Source organism: Deinococcus metallilatus, from assembly GCF_004758605.1.
GTDB lineage: Bacteria > Deinococcota > Deinococci > Deinococcales > Deinococcaceae > Deinococcus > Deinococcus metallilatus.
Genome location: NZ_CP038512.1, coordinates 2,208,859 through 2,226,159, shown reverse-complemented (window position 1 = coordinate 2,226,159; position 17,301 = coordinate 2,208,859). Strand labels below are relative to the sequence as shown.

The window sequence follows — 17,301 nt, the reverse complement described above, 5'->3', positions numbered from 1 at the left end:
CAGACGCGCCGTTCACGTCTGAGAGGAAGAATGTCCCTTCCATTCTCGAACCGGGCCAGCCGCTATCAGACCGGGGCCGCCATAAAGAGGCCGACACGAGAATATCTTTCGCTGCTCCGAGGTTTTGCAGGTCCCTTGTTTTCTGCTCGCTGCCGGTCTTGTGTTCAGAGCTTTCCCGACCACGTCAGACTTCGGCATGCCGGGCCGTCTTGACCCAGCCGTGCTGGCCCCGGAAGAAATTGCGAAAGGCCAGCGGCACACTGAGCATCATGATCAGCATGTAGAGGGGCATCCCCAGTGCGGCGAAGGCGGCCCGCCGGGGCGTCAGGCGGTTTTCGCGGCTGTACAGCAGCACCCAGGCGAGGGGAATGCTCAGGTTCAGGGCCAGCAGCGAGCAGGTGAGCGGCCAGTTCACCTCGCCGGAGAGGAAGCGCTGGACGGCGCGCGCCGGGTAGTAGACCAGCAGGAACAGGGTGACCAGATTCAGCCAGGGCTGCGCCAGAAAGTAGGTGAGGTCCAGCCGCGCGCCCAGGTGCATCGGGGTACACCAGACCCGGCCCAGCCTGGGGAAGCACTGGAGGTTGCCGTGGGTCCAGCGGGCGCGTTGCCGCAAGAACCGCCCGAGATCCGTCAGGCCCTGCTGTGTGACGCCGGATTCCAGAAAGACCAGCCGGTAACGGGGGCTGGCGAGCCGCACTTCCAGGCCGCTGGCGAAATCTTCCAGCAGGACCGCGGGCCAGGGAGAGCGCCCCACCGCGAGTTGCGCCGCCAGGTAGGACAGGCGCATGAACTGCCCGTTGCCCCCCAGCCCCACGGTCTGTACCCGCTGGCGCAGGAGCTGGATATGACGCACCACATAGAACTCCAGGTCCTGTTGCAGCAGCATCAACTGCCCGAACAGCCCGCGCCACCCCGCCTGGCGCGGCCCGCCCTGCCGGACCCGGATACGGGCCTGCGCGGCCATCACGTCCGGGTCGGCAAAGGCCCGCCGCGCTTCGCCCAGGAGCGTGCTGTCCAGCCGTCCATCGGCGTCGAACACCACCAGGACCTGCTCTTCCAGGGGGACGGGGGGCAGCAGGCCGCGCCGCAGCAGTTGCGCCACGCCCCAGTTCAGCGCCTCCCCCTTGCCCTGGCGGGCCTCCGGGAAGTGGCGGCGCAGCAGCTTCACCCGCGCGTCCTGTTCTGCCCGCGCCGTCACCTGCTCGGCGGTGGCGTCGTCACTGGCGTCGTCAATCACCACCACCCGCGCGCCGGGAGCGGCGGCCAGCAGGTTCTGGAGGGTCGCGCCGATCACCGCCGCCTCGTTCAGCGCCGGGATCAGGAAGGTAAAGTGCAGCGGCCTCTCCGGTGGAGTAGAACCCGGGGGACGGGCCAGCAGGGCGCACAGCGAGTAGGTCAGATAGAGGGTCAGCAGGACGGACCCGATCCCCTCCACGATCTCGAAACAGGTGGACATAGCGTTCTGACTCCGGCAGGACGGTTTCTTCAGGGTGGAATGGAGATGGACAACGCCAGCATTCCCGCTGTTCCTGTGGAGGCGGTGTGATGACGTTAAGCACCCGTCCGCCGCTTTCATAGCAACCTGTATTCATTCATGGAGGAGGGGTGAGTGAAGCGGCAGCGAGAACTCATGGCTGGCGGCGACGCCCCGTGAGCAGGTACGCCTGCGTCATGGGCGGCAAGAAGGGCGACGGGCCCAGCCCTGCCAGCAGCTCTACAAGTTCCAAGGAAAGAGGCCGCCCCCGAGCCTGGGACCAGATGAACATCCGGTGGTGTGTCCGGACGTTCTGAAGTCGAAACGGTCCGTTTCAGAACGGTTCAGGCTTCAGCACTGTTCAGGAACGACGCCACCCACTGCGGCAGGCCCTGCGGGTCCATCAGGAAAGCGTCGTGCCCGTGCGGGCTTTCCAGTTCCACGTACTGGCCCCGGGGCAGCAGGGCGGTCCCGGCGCGCACCTCGTCCGGCGGATACAGCACGTCGCTGGAAATCCCGACCGTCAGCACCGGCACCCGGATGCTCCGCAACTCGGCGTCGGTGGGCTGGAAGCGGTCCATCGCCCCCGTCAGTGCGAGGTAGGTGCGTTCGCAGAAGCGGGCCGCCAGTTTCTCCCCCTGGTGTTCCAGATAGCTGGTGATGGCGGGTGTCCCGGGCCGCCGGGCGCTCTTGCCTGCCTGGGTCAGCGCGAAGCTCTCCGGGCTGCGGTAGCTCAGCATGGCGATCTGCCGCGCGACCTTCAGGCCCTCGCCGCCGGGGGCCGCGCGGATGGCGCTGCGGGCCGCCGTGTTCAGCCCGATGGCCCAGGGCGAGTGCCGCGCCGGGGCGCCGATGATCACGGCGCGGTCCACCAGATCGGGGCATTCCAGCAGCCAGGCATAGGCCAGCATCCCGCCCATGCTGGCGCCGATCACGCTGACACGCCGCACGCCCAGCTGCTCCAGCAGCGCCCGCCCCACCCGCGCCATGTCCCGCAGCGTGAGGGGCGCGTCCTCCCCATTCACGCGCGGCAGCTCGGCCGGGCCGGTCGTGCCCGCGCAGCCGCCCAGCACATTCGCGCAGACGATGTAGTCGCGCGTGGGGTCCAGCGGTCGCCCCTCCCCCAGAAAGTCCGGCCACCATTCATGGACGGCGCTGCTGCCGGTCAGGGCGTGCAGCACCAGAATGGCGTGGTTGGACGGCGTACCGTAGGTGTGGTAGGCCACCCGCACGTCACCCACCGGCTGCCCGCAGTCCAGCAGCAGCGGCGCTTCCCGGAACAGCCGCGCCGTCTGCCGCTGCGGACATCGGTCCGGCACGGGCGGCGGTGGAGAGTCCGGCACGTAGGTCACGGCGGTCATGCTCCCTCCGCGTCCACCAGGGCGGTGGCCAGCGCCTGCGCGAAGTCCTCGCGGATGTCGTCGATGTGCTCGATCCCCAACGACACGCGCACCAGCCCCGGCGTCACGCCTGCCGCGGCCTGCGCCGCCTCGTTCAACTGGCTGTGGGTGGTGCTGGCGGGGTGAATCACCAGCGTGCGGGTGTCCCCCACGTTGGCGACGTGCTCTGCGAGCTGCACCGAGCGGAGGAACGCCTCGCCCGCCGCCCGGCCTCCCCGCAGCTCGAAGGTCAGCACCGCCCCCGCCCCGCGCGGCAGGTACGTCTGCGCCCGGTCGTAGTGCGGGTGGTTGCTGAGGCCCGGGTAGGTCACGCGCGAGACGTCCGGGTGGACGCTCAGCCAGGAGGCCAGGCTCAAAGCGTTCTGCGCCTGCCGCTCGCAGCGCAGGGAGAGCGTCTCCACCCCTTGCAGGAACTGCCAGGCCTGCTGCGGCGCCAGCGTCGGCCCCAGGTCGCGCAGCCCCTCGGTCCGCGCGCGGGTGATAAAGGCGATGTTCGGCAATCCCAGCGCGTTCCCTGTGCCAAAGGCCTCCCAGAAGTTCAGGCCGTGGTAGCTGGGGCTGGGTTCGGTGAAGAGGGGATACCGCCCGTTCCCCCAGTCGAAGGTCCCGCCGTCCACGATAATCCCGCCGATGCCGGTGCCGTGCCCGCCGATCCACTTGCTGGCCGAGTGCAGCACCACGTCCGCGCCGTGCTTCAGGGGCTGGCAGTAGTACCCGCCCGCCCCGAAGGTATTGTCCACGAACACCGCCACGCCCCGGGCGTGTGCTGCGGCCGCGATCCCCTCGAAATCGGGGATGTTCAGCGCGGGGTTGCCGATGGTTTCGAGGTACACCGCGCGGGTGCGGTCGTCGATGAGAGCAGCGAACTCCTCCGGGCGCTCGTCCTTGCTGGTAAAGCGCACCTCGATCCCCAGCCGCCGCAGGGTCACCCGGAACTGGTTCGCGCTGCCGCCGTACAGATTCGGCGTGCTGACGATGTTGTCCCCGGCCTGCGCGACATTGGTGATCGCCACGAACTGCGCCGCGTGCCCACTCGCCACCGCCAGCGCCCCCACGCCGCCTTCCAGCGCCGCGATGCGTTCCTCCAGCACGGCGTTCGTGGGGTTCATGATGCGGCTGTAGATGTTGCCGAAGGCGCGCAGGCCGAACAGGTTCGCGGCGTGCTCCGGCGACTCGAAGACGTAGGAATTGGTGGCGTAGATCGGCACGGCCTGCGCGCCGGTCGCGGGGTCGGGGTGCTGCCCGGCGTGGACCTGGAGCGTCTCGAAGTGCAAGTTGCGGGGCAGGTTGCTGGAAGCCATAGGGAGGCCCTCCTCACAGAAAAAGGTTCGTCTGGTCTGTGGGGGAGCCGCCCAAAAGCCGCGCCCCCTCTCGGGCTGCGAGAAGGGGCGGGGCCGTTTCGTCCGCGTGACCTTCCCTGATCGGTCCCGGGCACGGCAGTCATCGTTAACACCGCGCCGGGCTGGCCTTGGCACCGTGACGTGATGAGGTCCGGTTGCCGCGCCGTCAACGAGCCAGGTCTCTCGGGCGCTCTGGATAGGGTCGCTCCACGCGGGAGCTGGACAGAGGGTAGCAGGGGAGGCGCGGGAGGGTCAACCGGGGAAGCGGGGAGCGCCCCGGCCAAGACCCTGCAACGCCGCGAGCCAGGGGGTGTGCGGCGGAGGCTGCCAGCGTCGCTCCCGTTCGGGCACTTTCCAGCACTTCACCGCTCTCTTGCTGCTCGCGCTTCCGCCGCAGACAACCGGGTGATCCGGCCAGATCCGAGGTGCTGTCTCCTTTCGGCGGACACTGGTTAGCGGACAGCGGGCTGGAACGGCCCTCCACTGCCACGTTTGCGGCCCTGAGAGGGATGAAAACACGTACACTCCTCATACCAACGTCATTTCATTCACGGTCCCCGGTGGACACAGGAGGCTTATGAAACTTCGCACCGTCGCCGTTTCCCTGCTCAGCCTCTCGCTGCTCGCGGCCTGCGGTGGGGGCCAGTCTCCGCCTTCCGGCACCGAGACGGACTTCGGCCGCCTCCAGGTGCTCAGTCCCAACAAGCAGGACACCATCCGGACCCGTCTGAAGGTCAACGTCGTGTTTGTCGGCTACCGGCAGCCTCCCCCCGGCCAGGTCCAGACGCCCCAGGAGGTGAATGTCCGCGACTTCCAGGACACGCTGCCGCAAAGTTATCAGGCCATCAACCGCGCTCCCAGCGCCTACGGCAACACCGAGTACACCGGCAACGCCTTCGATTACGACTACAACTACGTGTTCGCGGACCAGAAGTTCGAGGACGACTTCTTCGCCTTCCTGACCAGCAAGGGAACCGAGAAGCCGCTGACGGTGTACCAGAAGTACTTCAACTGTCAGTTCGTGGTGGTCAAGGACCCCCAGACCGGCAAGGACGTGGAGCAGCCCGACGACACCTGCACCACGCCGTCCCCGCTGATCACGCGCCCCGTGACCGGCAACTATGAGATCGACGCGCAGGACACCGAGAACTGGCTGGCCGACAACGGGAGCCGCGTTGGGGTAAAGTCCGGCGAATACACCGTCTACCTGATCAACTGGTACAGCCGCCCGGACTTCAAGTTCCACTCCTACACCCGCGCCAATGCCGCCGATAGCGACACCGGCACGAAGTTCGGCGCGCGGGCCAGCCGCCGCATGATCGCCTGGGGTGGCAGCGTCCGCCAGGGTCAGGCCCCGCAGCGCGTGTGGTTCTACGACCTCTCGGCCAACCCCGACTACTGGACCGACGCCTGGGACGTGACCCATGCGGACTCGACCGGCGACGGCACCGCCGATTACCGGATGCCGCCCATCTGGGAATACGGCACCCGCAAGGCCAGCACGGCGTATGGCCGCAAGGTCAGCGTGGACCTCGCACTGGTCACGCGCTACACCGCCCTGAACCTGCTGTTCACGCCCAGCCCGCTCTACCGCGCGGCCCTGACGCCTCCGCAGATGCCCGAGGACATCCGGCTGGACATGCATGTCGAGCAGGGCGCGGGCGCGGCCGACCCCGCCAAGCTGCTGAACGCGCCGCTCGTGCAAGACCGCGTGTCGGTGCTGCGGCCGTTCGCCAAGTTCAGCAACACGGTCAAGCAGACGCCGCTGAACGGTGACCTGGCCGACGTGTACCGGTGCTTCTTCACGGTTTTTGAGGACGCCTGCTCGCCCGAGTACGCCGATTACAGCGGCGAGCGCCTCTTCCAGTACACCGTGAAGGAACTGCGGGACAGCTACAAGACGGCTCCGGCGGGCCAGTACCTGCTGCCCATCTACGCCTTCAACGACAACACCGACAGCCAGGGAGGGCTGCTCGGCATCGCCTACGACGACGGCCAGACCGGCACGCAGAGCTTCGTGTACGGCTTCCTGACGCCCAGCCTGATCAATCCCTACGGGTACGGCTTTACCGATACGCTCGTCCACGAGACGGGGCACCACCTCAGCCTCTCGCACCCCCACGACGGGTACGACAGCGAGCAGGACCTCTCCTACGGACCCAGCGGCCGCTTCCGCTTCGTGGACGTGGGTGACGAGAGCGGCACCGTGATGTCGTACAACGACCTGAGCAGAACCTTCGGCCAGTTCAACCTCGACTCTCAGTACCGGTACCTGAGCGCCGCGTACCTGAACAACACCAACGCGATTCTGGAACTGACCCGCCGCGCCGGGAAGGCCGCGCCCGTCACTGCTGCCGCTCAGGGCGCCGACGCGCTGTTCGTGCAGGCCCAGAGCCAGTACAATGCCATGTCTTACCTGGAAGCGGCCCGCCTGTCCCACCAGGGCTACCGTCAGGTGTTGGACGCCGCCATCGCCGCCGGGGTGGACGTGCAGGCGTACAAGTGGTACGAGAACCTCACCGGCCTGTCCACCCAGGCGGTCAGGCGGCAGGCGCGCATCAGCCACGACCTGCTGCCGAAGCCGGGCGCCTGGATTTTCCCCGAGGAGACGCCCAAGCAGCGGGCCCTGCGCCTGGCTCCCTGAGCCTCGCCTGCCTGAACAGTCCCGACCAGACCGCACGCGCCCGGAGAGTCAGCCGGGCGCGTGTCTGGCTGAAGATTCGTGTGCGGCAGGTCAGGCGACCGTCACCCGCCGGGAGTAGGCTGGGGCCATGTCGCGCCTTGCGGTGACTCTCCCGCTGCTCGTCTGTGCCTGCTGGAGTCTGGCGGGCGCCGCGCCGCTGCGGCCCAACGATCTGCCGCCCGCGCCGCGCGGCGGGACACCTGGGAGGGGGAATCCGAACGTGGGTGCCGTGCAGTCCGCCGTCCCGACCCTGGAACTGCTGCTCACCGTGCGCCTGCTCACCGAGCTGACTGCGCGCGGCACACTGACGTTCGGCCCGGATGCCGCAGAGGTTCTGCGGGCGGAACTGAGGCCGCTGGCAACCGCGCCGGCCCTCGGGCCGCTGGCGGCGGAGCAGGTGCAGACGCGGCTGCTGGCCGCCCTGACCGGGCCGCAGCGCGCCCTGCTGACCCGCGCCCGCGCCGACCTCGACCGGCGGGCGGAGCTGCTGGCCGCCCGCGCCCGTTTTGCTGCGCCCGACGGTCCGGTGAACCCCACCCTGACCCGCTACGGTTTTCAGGTACCCGGCGGCCTGGGCGTGGTTCTGCGCCTCACCCAACACCCGGAGGACAATCCCTACCTCGACTCGGCGCCCAACCGGGCGGCCCTCCAGCGCCTGCTGACCACCCTGGCCCGCTGAGGACGGTGGGTTCAGGCGTCAGTCGGGGCCGCCGCGCACTCCGGGCAGCGCCCGTACAGCGTGACCTCGTGCGCCTCCACGATGAAGCCGCCGGGGTAGACGGTGCCGCTGGGCAGGGCCACCGGGCAGGTGTGCAGCGTAAAGACGCGCCCGCAACCGGTGCAGGAAAAATGGTGGTGGTGGCCCCGCCCCGCCCGCTCGTAGCGCGTCTCGCCGTCGAGGGTCACGGGGTGAATGTGGCCCTGCTCGGTCAGCAGCTTGAGGGTGCGGTACACGGTCGCCACCCCCAGCCCCGGCAGGTCGGTTTGCGCGCGGATCAGGACCTCGCCCACCGCGAGCGGACCTTCCGCGCCGTCGAGGACGCGGGTGATCACGTCGCGCTGGCGGGTGCTGCGGGTGGCGGTCATGTCTCCAGGCTAGCAGAAGTGATTCCGGCCTATCAAAAAGCAGCACACAAAAACGGCCCACCGTCGCGGGCGGGCCGGGGGCAGGAAGCCTCAGCGGATATTGGGGTTGGTCTTCTCCTCGGGGCCGATGGGGCTGCCCTGGGCCTTGGCCTGCACGGTGCTGACGGGCACGGGGATGCTGCTGCCGGTGCCGGGAACGCTGGGGCCGCCGGGAACACCCACCCGGGCCGCGTCGCTGGCCTCCGCGCCCTCGTCGCGTTTGAGGAAGCTGGCGGTCACGTCCGTGTTGGCCGGGGCCGGGGCGGGGCGGCTCCCGCTGAGGGACCAGTTCCCCCCGGTTTGCTGAGCGGCGGGCCGGGGCTGCCCCGCTGCGCGCGGTGCCGCGTTCCTTGCCTTCTGCCCCCCCTCCTGCCCGGCGCGGTCGAGCAGGCCATGGGCGAACTCCTCCAGCTTGGGCGTGAGGACCCGGTCGTTGAGAACCTTGATGCCCAGGGTGGTAAGGGTCGCCACCAGCGCGCCGCCGACGCCGGTGCCGCCCTTCTCCTTCTTCTGGGCCCGGATCAGCGCCTTCTGGTCCTTCTCGGGGCTGTCGGCGTCCACGTAGATTTTCTTCGTGCGCTGGAACTGCCGCCCCAGGACGATGCCCAGCAGCGTTCCCGCCGCCGCCCCCACCGCCGAGGCACCCCCCAGCATCTTGAGGGGTTCTTTCTGCATCTGCACCTGGAGATTGGCCCGCTCGGCCAGGGCGTCCACACTGGCCTTGAGGCGGGCGCGGGCTTCCTCGCGCTCGTCGAGGTACGGCCCGCCGTGCTGCGCGCCGAAGGCGGGCCGGTCCACGGTCGCCGCCCGTTCAGCCGTTACCGGCCGGACCACCGTCACCCGGTCCGCCGCCGGAATGTCCACCGTGGCCCGCTCCACCGTCACCCGGTCCGCCATCAGTAGCCCTCCTTCTTCATGTCCTCACGGAACGTGGGGGTGGTGCTCACGTCGATGCCCGGCTCGTCCTTCAGCACGACGGGATGCTGGATGTTGGGGTCGTGCTTCTTGTGGCCCCGCTGGGGTCCGTGGTCCCCGGCGGCCCCGGTGTCCCCCAGGACGCTGAAGTCGTCCACGCTGCCGCCGTGTGCGGGCTGGCTGTTGTCGGGATTGGTCCCGTAGACCGGCAGGGTTTCGGTGCGGCCCTCTGCACTGCGCGGCATCGGGAGCGTCACGGTGCCCTCCACCCGGTCCTCCGCCCCCGCCGGGACGCTGTAGTCCGCCCCTGGCCGCAGGTTGTTCGCCGCACCGCTGCCCGCCATCACGGACGCGCCGGAGGTCACGGTGACGGGGGCGGTGCCTGCCGTCGCCCGCGCCCTGGCGGCCTGCTCGGCCTGGTACTGCTCCGCCTGGTACTGGGCTTCCAGCCGCTCGTCCTCGGTCATGTGGTCGGGGTTCATGCGGCGGCGCTCGCCTTCGTCGTGCGGCACCTCGGCGCTCAGGCGCCTCAGGCCCATCATCACCAGCACGCCGGTCAGGATGAAGCCCAGCAGCGCGATGATCAGCGCGGCCACCCAGGCGCCCAGGCCCAGCCGCATCAGCAGATAGAACACCGCCAGAATCAGGAAGACCAGGGCCATCAGCAGCGGGCCGACCGACGCCAGCAGCAGCACCACGCCGATCCCCTTGGCCTTGATAACGTTCGTCACCTGCCGCAGCAGCGCGCGAATCTCAGACTTGACGAGCGTGACGCCCGCGTCGAAGACATCGACCAGCGCCCCCCCCAGGCTCTTATGTTCTTCTTGCATGCTTGCCTCCACAGGCCCCCAGAAGATGGGCCAGTCACGCCCAGCATAATGAACGTCACGCCTGACCCGCGCCAGAGCCAAGAAACCCTGAACCCCGCCCGTTTCTGTAAGAAAGCGTGACGTTCCCTTCCGCCTCGCCGCTTACACTCGCACGGAGGACGCTGACCGTGCCGCATCTTGCCCCCCCGCCTTCCCCCCCACCCTCCCTCGCGGAGGCGGTGGCGCACTGCCGGGACGTGACGCGCGGGCACAGCCAGACCTTTTACCTGGGGTCGCGTTTTTTCCCTTCCGGTCAGCGGGAGGCGGTGTGGGCGGTCTACGCCACCTGCCGCACCGGGGACGACATCGTAGACGAACTGGGGACCGGGGAGGCGGAGGCGGAGCTCGGTGTGTGGTGGGCACGGGTCCGGGCTGCCTTTGCCGGGAATCCCGCGCCCCACCCCACCGACACGGCGCTGGCCTGGGCCGCCGCCCGCTGGCCGATTCCCCTGGCCGCCTTCGAGGAACTGCACCAGGGGCTGCGGATGGACCTCTGCGGCCACCGTTACCGCGATCTGGACGACCTCACGCTCTACTGCCGCCGTGTGGCGGGTGTGGTGGGCCACATGATCGCGCCCATCTGCGGCTACAGCGGGGGCGAGCGGACCCTGGCCCACGCGCTGAGGCTGGGGCAGGCCATGCAGCTCACGAATATCCTGCGCGACGTGGGCGAGGACCTGGAACGCGGGCGGGTGTACCTGCCCGAGACGCTGCTGCGCGAATACGCCGTCTCCCGCGCCGCGCTGGAAGCCGGGACCGTCACGCCCGGCTACCGCGCGCTGATGCGCCATCTCTCGGCCCTCGCCCGCGCGTGGTACGCCGAGGGCCGCGCCGGGATCCCCTGTCTGCATGGCCGCGCCCGTCTCGCCGTGCAGACCGCTGCCCGTTCCTACGAGGGAATTCTGGACGACCTGGCCCGCGCCGACTTCGACAACTTCCGCCGCCGCGCCCACGTCAGCGGCCCGCGCAAGCTGCTGATGCTGCCGCAGGCATGGTGGGAGTTGCGGGGGGCGGTGGGTGGGGAGCTGTGAGGCTGGGCCTGAGGCGAAGCCTGCGCGGGAAGAGCGGGGCAGGGAGAGAAAGTGGTGCTGGGATGCTTTGCCCGTTCACCCCCTCCCAACCTCCCCCCTCAAGGGGGAGGAGAAAAAACGGCGTCCTACACGCTTTCCTCTTCCCAATCACGTCAGTCCTAAGCGCATCGCCGACGTCCCTTCAAAGGTTTCCTAGTGCCCCATTCCCTCCCCAGCAGACGTAAACAGGCCCTCATCATCGGCTCGGGCTTCGGCGGCCTGAGCCTCGGGATTCGCCTTCAGAGCCTGGGCTTCGACACGACCATTCTGGAGAAGCTGGACGGGCCAGGTGGGCGGGCCTACCAGAAGCGCACGCCGGACGGCTACGTCTTCGACATGGGGCCGACCGTGATCACGGTGCCGCATTTCATCGAGGAACTGTTCGCGCTGGAGCGGGACCAGGGCTGGCCCGGGCAGCCCGACTACCCGGAGCACGTGCTGACCGGGGAGCGCGTCCGGGCGGGGGAGAGCGGCGGCCCCCGGACCCGCGATTACGTCCAACTGGTGCCGATCCTGCCCTTCTACCGCATCTCTTTCGACGATGGCACCTTCTTCGACTACGACGGCGACCCCGACTCCACCCGCCGCCAGATTGCCGAACTCGCACCCGGCGACCTCGCGGGCTACGAGCGGTTTCACGCGGACGCGGAGGCGATCTTCAGGCGCGGCTTTCTCGAACTGGGCTACACGCATTTCGGGGACGTGAGCACCATGCTGCGCGTCGTGCCCGATCTCTTGAAGCTGGACGCGGTGCGGACGCTCTTCTCCTTTACCAGCAAGTATTTCCGGTCGCCCAAGCTGCGGCAGGTCTTCTCCTTCGAGACGCTCTTGATCGGCGGCAACCCCCTCAGCGTGCCCGCCATCTACGCGATGATCCACTTCGTCGAGAAGACCTGGGGCGTCCACTACGCGCTGGGCGGGACCGGCGCCCTGGTGCGTGCCCTGGGGCGGAAGTTCGAGGAACTCGGTGGGCGCATCGAGTACGGCGCGGAGGTCGAGCAGATTCTCGTGACGGACGAGTGGGGGCGGCCGGTCCGTTCACCGTTCGGCCAACGGGTGGCGCGTGGCGTGCGGCTCCGGGGCGGCGAGGAACGCCCCGCCGATCTCGTGGTCAGCAACGGCGACTGGGCCAACACCTACCTCAAGCGGGTGCCGCCGCAGGCCCGCCTCGTCAACAGCGACCTGCGCGTGAAGGCGGCCCGCCAGAGCATGAGCCTGCTGGTGATCTACTTCGGCTTCCGCGATGACGGCAGGCCGCTGAACCTCCGCCACCACAACATCATCCTGGGACCGCGTTACGAGGCACTGCTGCGTGAAATTTTCGGGCAGAAGGTGCTGGGCACGGACTTCAGCCAGTATCTCCACGTGCCCACCCTCACCGACCCCAGCCTCGCGCCGCCGGGGCATCATGCCGCCTACACGCTGATTCCGGTCCCGCACAACGGCAGCGGGATCGACTGGGAAGTGGAGGGGCCGAAGCTGGTGGAGCGCGTGCTGGCCTTGCTGGAAGAACGCGGGCACATCCCGGGGCTGCGCGCCCGCCTCGCGCATCTGGAGTACATCACGCCCGACCACTTTGAAGGCACGCTGGACAGCTATCTGGGGAACGCTTTCGGCCCGGAACCCACCTTGATCCAGAGCGCCTACTTCCGCCCGCACAACCGCTCGGAGGACGTGCAGAACCTCTACCTCGTCGGCGCGGGCGTACAGCCCGGCGCGGGCACCCCCAGCGTGATGATGAGCGCCAAGATGACGGCGCGGCTGATCGCGCAGGATTTCGGGCTTCAGGAGGCGGTGCGGGGGGCAGAACCCGACCGGCGTTAGGCCCGCTGCGGCTCCTGTGTCCTCTCCCGCAGCCAGTCCAGAATCCAGCCCAGCACCTCCTCCCGCGGCTCGTCGTTCAGGAGTTCGTGGTAGCCGCCTTCCACCAGGCGTAGCGTCTTGTCGGGGGCGGGAATGGCCTCCACGAAGCGGCGCGAGCCGTCCGGGTCGGTGATGCGGTCGGCGGTGCCGTGAAAGACCAGCGTGGGGAGGGTCCAGCGGGCGTACTGCGGCCAGAGTTGCCCGCTGAGGCGCAGCATGGAGGCGGCGGCCAGCGCGGGCACCTTGCCCTGGAAGATGTTTGGATCAGCCCGGTACGCGCTCACCTCGTCCGTCAGGCGCGAGAGGCCCCCGGTGCCCAGGTCGGCAGCGGGCGCGGCGGGTGCGACCTTCGCCAGGACGGGCGCGAGGGACTTCAACCACGCGGGCTGGTCCTCCCCGATCAGCAGGGCCGGGCTGGAGAGGAGCACGCCGCTGAGGCCACGCGGATCACGGGCCGCGCTCGCCGCCGTGACCAGGCCGCCCAGCGAGTGCCCGAAGGCGAAGACCGGGAGCGGTTGACGGCGCAGCGTCTCCCGTGCCCGCAGGTGATCCTCCACCAGCGTCGCGGCGTCCACCACGGCCCGGCGCCCCTCCGACCGCCCGTGTCCCCGGTGGTCGTAGGCGTACACGCTGAACCCGGCCTCCACCAGTGCCGGAATCAGGCGGTGGTAGCGTTCCACGTACCGCCCGGCGTACTCCCCGAACCCATGCGCGAGCAGCACGGCGGCGCGGGGATCTTCCGCTTGCCAGACGTACCCCTGGACGGGCGCCCCCCCTTTCCCGGTGGACAGGTCCCAGGCGGACGGCTCCCAGCTTGCGTTCTGCATGGAAGGCAGTCTAGCTTCCGCTCAATGTGAAGCGAGTCTCAACGCGCCGCAAGATAGTTGGGGCGCAAACTGCCTGACATGGCAGACATCGCGCGCAAGGCCAGTGCCCAGTGGAAGGGCGACCTCAGGAGCGGCCAGGGCACCGTCAGCACCGGGAGCGGTGTACTGAAGGACGCCCAGTATTCCTTCAAGACCCGTTTCGAGAACGGCGCGGGCACCAATCCCGAAGAACTGCTCGCCGCCGCGCACGCCGGATGCTTCACCATGCAGCTTTCGGCGCTGCTCGCCGGTGACGGCCACGACCCGCAGGACCTCCGCACCGAGGCGACCTGCGAGATGGTCCGCGAGGGCCAGGGCTTCAAGGTCAGCACCATGCGCCTCATCGTGCGCGGCAAGGTCGGCAATATCGACCAGGCCGAGTTCGAGAAGCACGTGCGGCAGGCCGCCGACATGTGCCCCATCAGCAACGTGATGAAGGGGAATGTGGAGATCACGCACGAGGCGGTGCTGGAGTAAGGGGTTAGGCTTTAGGAGTTAGGAAGGCCCTGGGTGTGGGGCCTTTTTTTCTGGAGAGGAAAGTGGGCCGCGCCTGTGCCATCCGGCCCATGCCTCCCACCTCGCCACCCGCTAGCCTGCACGTATGGCGCCCATCGTCTATTACCTCGTCGGGCCGCCTGGCAGCGGCAAGCGGACCATTGGCAAGCAACTGGCGCGGCTGACGGGGGCGGCACTGCTGGATAACCATCTCAGCAATGATCCGGTCTTCACGGCGTTTGGCTTGGATGGTCAGAAACCCGTACCTGCCCAGGTCTGGACCCTGGTGAAAAGGGTGCGGGCGGTTGTGCTCGAAGCTGCGCTGGCGGCGCCCCGTGACGTGAGCCACATCTTTACCAATTATCTGACCAACGAGGAACGCGAGTGGCAGTTTGTGCAGAGCCTGCGCGGCCTCGCCTCGGCACGCGGCGCCGCCTTTGTCCCCGTCTGGCTGTCCTGCCACACCGACGAACTCGCCCGCCGGATGACCCTGCCCGAACGGGCCGAACGGCTCAAGCTGCGCGACCCGGAGCAACTGCGGGAACTGCTGGAGAAGGCGGGGAACCTGCCCCCGCCCCCCGACGCCATCCGTATCGATACCTCAACCCTCGCTCCGGCAGACGCGGCGCTGCTGATCGCGGCCCATGCCGGGGCACTGTTTTAGATTTAGAGCAGTTGTCGTAAAGATGACTTTGTTTTTGCCCCTCTCCCCTGGTGGGACTTGCAAAGCTGCGAAGCAGAGAGGGCCTTGCGAAGCAAGGGGTGAGGGGGGCTTTTTGACCCATGCTCTTTTGGATTGAGCCAGTTCGCTTTGCAAACTGCCAGGGGCCTGGACCGCTGAATTCTGCTGGTGTTCCTCGCCTTCACCTGGATGATGCTGCACCGCGCCCCAGACCTCTCGTTCGAAGAGGCTGCCGGGCTGGCCCTGACCCTGTCCTTCCCCTTCCTCCGCTTGAACGTCATCTTCGACCGCCTGGCAGAAGACGAGGAATTTCTGCGCCACCACGGCTATTCACCCAGAATCGCAAGGTTGTAACTCCTGAGTTACACCCACCAGCTACTTATGTCGGCACATACTTAAATTCAGCTTGGTTCCAATGCGCGAGGGTGGCTGCCGCCTCATACGTGCTGTGCAGGAAACTCATCAGCAAAACTTCAGGTTGATCCGAGTCCCTCACCGCCTGATAGGGCAGGAGAAATTCACCCATCGTTGAGTCGTACTTCGCCTCGGCAGGTTGAACAGGCCACTGAGGATACCCCTTTGGCTCAGGATAGTGGTATGCGTAAAAAGCCGCCTCTTTGTGATCAGGGCCGCCTGCCCAGAAGCCAGCACTGCATTCTTCATGTGAATAGGCATCCTCAATCACTTTATAAGCCAGGAGAGGGCTGGGCGGGTGTGCGGGAGCAGTTCGGCCAGAGAACCGCGTGACCGTTAAATCTGCTCCTCCCCACCAGTACAGCACTGGGCTTGACTTGCCTTGAAATTCATCCCGGTAACGCTGCAACACCTTGGAAACCAGACCCAATACTTGAAAGTACCGCCCGGCCACGTCGGGATCGTAATTGCGCTGAACATGATCCTGATCAAACCTCACGGCGTTCTCGATTTCCTGGGGCTGCGGCCAGAGGTACACATGCAGTTCCAGCTCACGCAGACTCTGAGTGAACTGTGCAAAATAATCGGCCATGCTCTGGCGCCGCAACGCAATATCGCGCTGTCTTCCATCCTGAGTTTGAATGACCAAACGACTGTGCACCAAATCAAGGGTGATCTGGAATTGGGTATGCTGCGCCTGAACAGGGCCAGTCGTCAGGCCATACAGACCGACGTTCAAAGCCACCTGCCAGTACTGATTCATTCTCGGACAGAGTGCCAGACGCACTTTGCCCAACATCTGACTGAGCAGGTGAATGACCTCAATGGTTTCCTGGTCTTCTTGGTAATTGAGTTCCGGCCAACTGTGAGCTTGCTCAGTAGTCATATCTCACACCTTTCGGTAGCGGACAACTCTAGCCCAAGTGCCTCCTGGCAGGGATAAAACTCTAATCATCGCCTGGTGAGCATTGCGGACAGGCTAACCAACTCACTGACTCCTTCAAAGTCCATGCCTCACACCCGCGAAGCGACACGTTCCAACGCGCTATAGACGTGAGCTTTGCCGTGATCACCGCTGAAAGCGTGAATATCAGCGACCTCACCTCTCACCTGCCCGGCCTGAGTCTAAGCGTCGGCCGGGGGCAAGTGCCAGTCTGTACGGGCGGCCCACTGTTCGGCGCCCGCGATCAGCAAATCCATCACCGGGTCTTTGACGGCGTAATAGGCCTCCGTATCCGCCGGCTGCAGCCGGGCCAGTTGCCGCTTGATCTCCGCGTAGGCGTCCCGGGCAGCGGGGACGGCCCGCAGGAAGTCACGCATCAGCAGGGCATAGCGCTGGTTGAAGCGGCCTTCTTCCCGGATGTGGACGTGTAGCTCGCCGGGCCGGTGCGCGTACCGTTTGGCGAGGTCGGCGGGGGGCAACTCCAGGCCGGGCGGGAGGTGGTCCGCCGTGACCTCCGGGCGCAACGTGAGGCCCAGGGCAGCCAGGAGGGCCAGCACATCGTTCGCCGTCCCCAGGTCCGCGACGGTGAGCTGCACGTCCAGCACGTCCTTCGCGGGCAGGCCGGACACGCTGGTGGAGCCGATGTGGTGAATGCCAGAAACCCGCTCCCCGAGGGCGTCCCGCAGTTGGCGGGCGACAGTCTGGAAGCGGGCGGGCCACGTGGGATCGGGCGGGACGATGACGATGCGTTTGGTGTAGCTCACGCCAGCGGGGCGGGGTCGAGGGCGGCCTCGCTCAGATGCTCGCGTGCCCAGTTGCCGATGGCGTCGATCACGCCCTGGAGTTCGCGGCCAGCGGGGGTGAGGCTATAGACGCTGCGGGCCAGTTTGCCCTGGGTGTCCTCGGTGCGCTTGGCAATCAGGGCGAGGGCTTCGAGGTGTTCGAGGCGTTGCGTGAGGGTGGCGCTGTTGCAGCCGCCCACGGCGCGGGCGAGTTCGTTGAAGCCTTTCTCGCCGTCCAGCAGCGCGCGGACGATGTGCAGCACCCATTTCTCCTGCAACACGCCGATGGCCCGGTAGACCGGGCAAAAGGCTGGGAGTGCGGGATTCATGCCTCAACTGTACACCTTCAGGGCAGATAAAGTGCGGCGCAAATCACACCG

The 17,301-nt window shown here is 67.5% G+C and carries 16 protein-coding genes, 1 pseudogene and 1 riboswitch; of the genes and pseudogenes, 7 read left to right on the top strand and 10 right to left on the bottom strand.

What is annotated here, in order from left to right:
* Positions 1-184: 184 nt before the first annotated feature.
* The 3 genes from E5F05_RS16725 to E5F05_RS16715 form a co-directional block, all read right to left on the bottom strand.
* Positions 185-1,456: a glycosyltransferase family 2 protein gene (locus E5F05_RS16725; RefSeq protein WP_129119766.1), complete on the bottom strand. Its 1,272-nt coding sequence runs from the start codon at positions 1,454-1,456 to the stop codon at positions 185-187.
* 362 nt (positions 1,457-1,818) lie between these two features.
* Entirely contained in the window at positions 1,819-2,835 is a 1,017-nt protein-coding gene (locus tag E5F05_RS16720; RefSeq protein WP_129119765.1) for a homoserine O-acetyltransferase family protein, read from the bottom strand.
* Positions 2,832-4,175, bottom strand: coding sequence for an O-acetylhomoserine aminocarboxypropyltransferase/cysteine synthase family protein (locus E5F05_RS16715; protein ID WP_129119764.1), 1,344 nt, complete (start codon positions 4,173-4,175; stop codon positions 2,832-2,834). The genes E5F05_RS16720 and E5F05_RS16715 overlap by 4 nt, the downstream gene beginning before the upstream one ends.
* Positions 4,176-4,311: 136 nt before the next feature.
* Positions 4,312-4,414: riboswitch (SAM riboswitch) on the bottom strand.
* A 377-nt stretch (positions 4,415-4,791) separates the two neighbouring features.
* Between E5F05_RS16715 and E5F05_RS16710 the strand changes: the two genes are divergently transcribed.
* Together E5F05_RS16710 and E5F05_RS16705 are read left to right on the top strand one after the other, a co-directional pair.
* Entirely contained in the window at positions 4,792-6,858 is a 2,067-nt protein-coding gene (locus E5F05_RS16710) for a zinc metalloprotease (RefSeq protein ID WP_129119763.1), read from the top strand.
* A gap of 127 nt (positions 6,859-6,985) precedes the next feature.
* A complete protein-coding gene (locus E5F05_RS16705; RefSeq protein WP_129119762.1) occupies positions 6,986-7,576 on the top strand; it encodes a hypothetical protein in 591 nt (196 codons plus the stop codon).
* Between the two features lie 11 nt (positions 7,577-7,587).
* Here E5F05_RS16705 and E5F05_RS16700 read toward each other — a convergent pair whose 3' ends face one another.
* The 3 genes from E5F05_RS16700 to E5F05_RS16690 form a co-directional block, all read right to left on the bottom strand.
* A complete protein-coding gene (locus E5F05_RS16700; protein ID WP_129119761.1) occupies positions 7,588-7,983 on the bottom strand; it encodes a Fur family transcriptional regulator in 396 nt (131 codons plus the stop codon).
* A gap of 90 nt (positions 7,984-8,073) precedes the next feature.
* Positions 8,074-8,919, bottom strand: coding sequence for a hypothetical protein (locus E5F05_RS16695; protein WP_129119760.1), 846 nt, complete (start codon positions 8,917-8,919; stop codon positions 8,074-8,076).
* Positions 8,919-9,767: a phage holin family protein gene (locus E5F05_RS16690; protein ID WP_129119759.1), complete on the bottom strand. Its 849-nt coding sequence runs from the start codon at positions 9,765-9,767 to the stop codon at positions 8,919-8,921. Before E5F05_RS16690 ends, E5F05_RS16695 begins: the two co-directional genes overlap by 1 nt.
* A gap of 167 nt (positions 9,768-9,934) precedes the next feature.
* On the opposite strand from E5F05_RS16690, the gene E5F05_RS16685 reads away from it, so the two are divergent.
* Both E5F05_RS16685 and crtI read left to right on the top strand, forming a co-directional pair.
* Positions 9,935-10,837 (top strand): phytoene/squalene synthase family protein, encoded by a 903-nt coding sequence (locus E5F05_RS16685; RefSeq protein ID WP_375791557.1) that lies wholly within the window; start codon positions 9,935-9,937, stop codon positions 10,835-10,837.
* A 195-nt stretch (positions 10,838-11,032) separates the two neighbouring features.
* Positions 11,033-12,700 (top strand): phytoene desaturase family protein, encoded by a 1,668-nt coding sequence (gene crtI, locus E5F05_RS16680; protein WP_129119758.1) that lies wholly within the window; start codon positions 11,033-11,035, stop codon positions 12,698-12,700.
* On the opposite strand, the gene E5F05_RS16675 is transcribed toward crtI, so the two are convergent.
* The gene (locus E5F05_RS16675) at positions 12,697-13,566 is read right to left on the bottom strand and encodes an alpha/beta hydrolase (protein WP_129119757.1); all 870 of its coding nucleotides are present in this window, start codon (positions 13,564-13,566) and stop codon (positions 12,697-12,699) included. The genes crtI and E5F05_RS16675 overlap by 4 nt on opposite strands.
* Positions 13,567-13,644: 78 nt before the next feature.
* On the opposite strand from E5F05_RS16675, the gene E5F05_RS16670 reads away from it, so the two are divergent.
* From E5F05_RS16670 to E5F05_RS16660, 3 genes and pseudogenes are all read left to right on the top strand, one after another.
* Positions 13,645-14,082 carry an OsmC family protein gene (locus E5F05_RS16670; protein WP_129119756.1) on the top strand — a complete coding sequence of 146 codons (438 nt, stop codon included), beginning with the start codon at positions 13,645-13,647 and terminating at the stop codon, positions 14,080-14,082.
* A 124-nt stretch (positions 14,083-14,206) separates the two neighbouring features.
* On the top strand, positions 14,207-14,764 hold the full coding sequence (locus E5F05_RS16665) for an AAA family ATPase (protein ID WP_129119755.1): 558 nt from the start codon (positions 14,207-14,209) through the stop codon (positions 14,762-14,764).
* A 126-nt stretch (positions 14,765-14,890) separates the two neighbouring features.
* Positions 14,891-15,143 (top strand): annotated as a pseudogene (locus E5F05_RS16660) (IS701 family transposase); the annotation flags it as partial.
* Positions 15,144-15,161: 18 nt separating this feature from the next.
* Here the strand turns inward: E5F05_RS16660 and E5F05_RS16655 are convergent.
* From E5F05_RS16655 to E5F05_RS16645, 3 genes are all read right to left on the bottom strand, one after another.
* The gene (locus E5F05_RS16655) at positions 15,162-16,082 is read right to left on the bottom strand and encodes a DUF5996 family protein (RefSeq protein ID WP_129119754.1); all 921 of its coding nucleotides are present in this window, start codon (positions 16,080-16,082) and stop codon (positions 15,162-15,164) included.
* Positions 16,083-16,321: 239 nt separating this feature from the next.
* On the bottom strand, positions 16,322-16,903 hold the full coding sequence (locus E5F05_RS16650; protein WP_164973519.1) for a GrpB family protein: 582 nt from the start codon (positions 16,901-16,903) through the stop codon (positions 16,322-16,324).
* The gene (locus E5F05_RS16645) at positions 16,900-17,250 is read right to left on the bottom strand and encodes a winged helix-turn-helix transcriptional regulator (RefSeq protein WP_129119752.1); all 351 of its coding nucleotides are present in this window, start codon (positions 17,248-17,250) and stop codon (positions 16,900-16,902) included. Before E5F05_RS16645 ends, E5F05_RS16650 begins: the two co-directional genes overlap by 4 nt.
* Positions 17,251-17,301 lie beyond the last annotated feature (51 nt).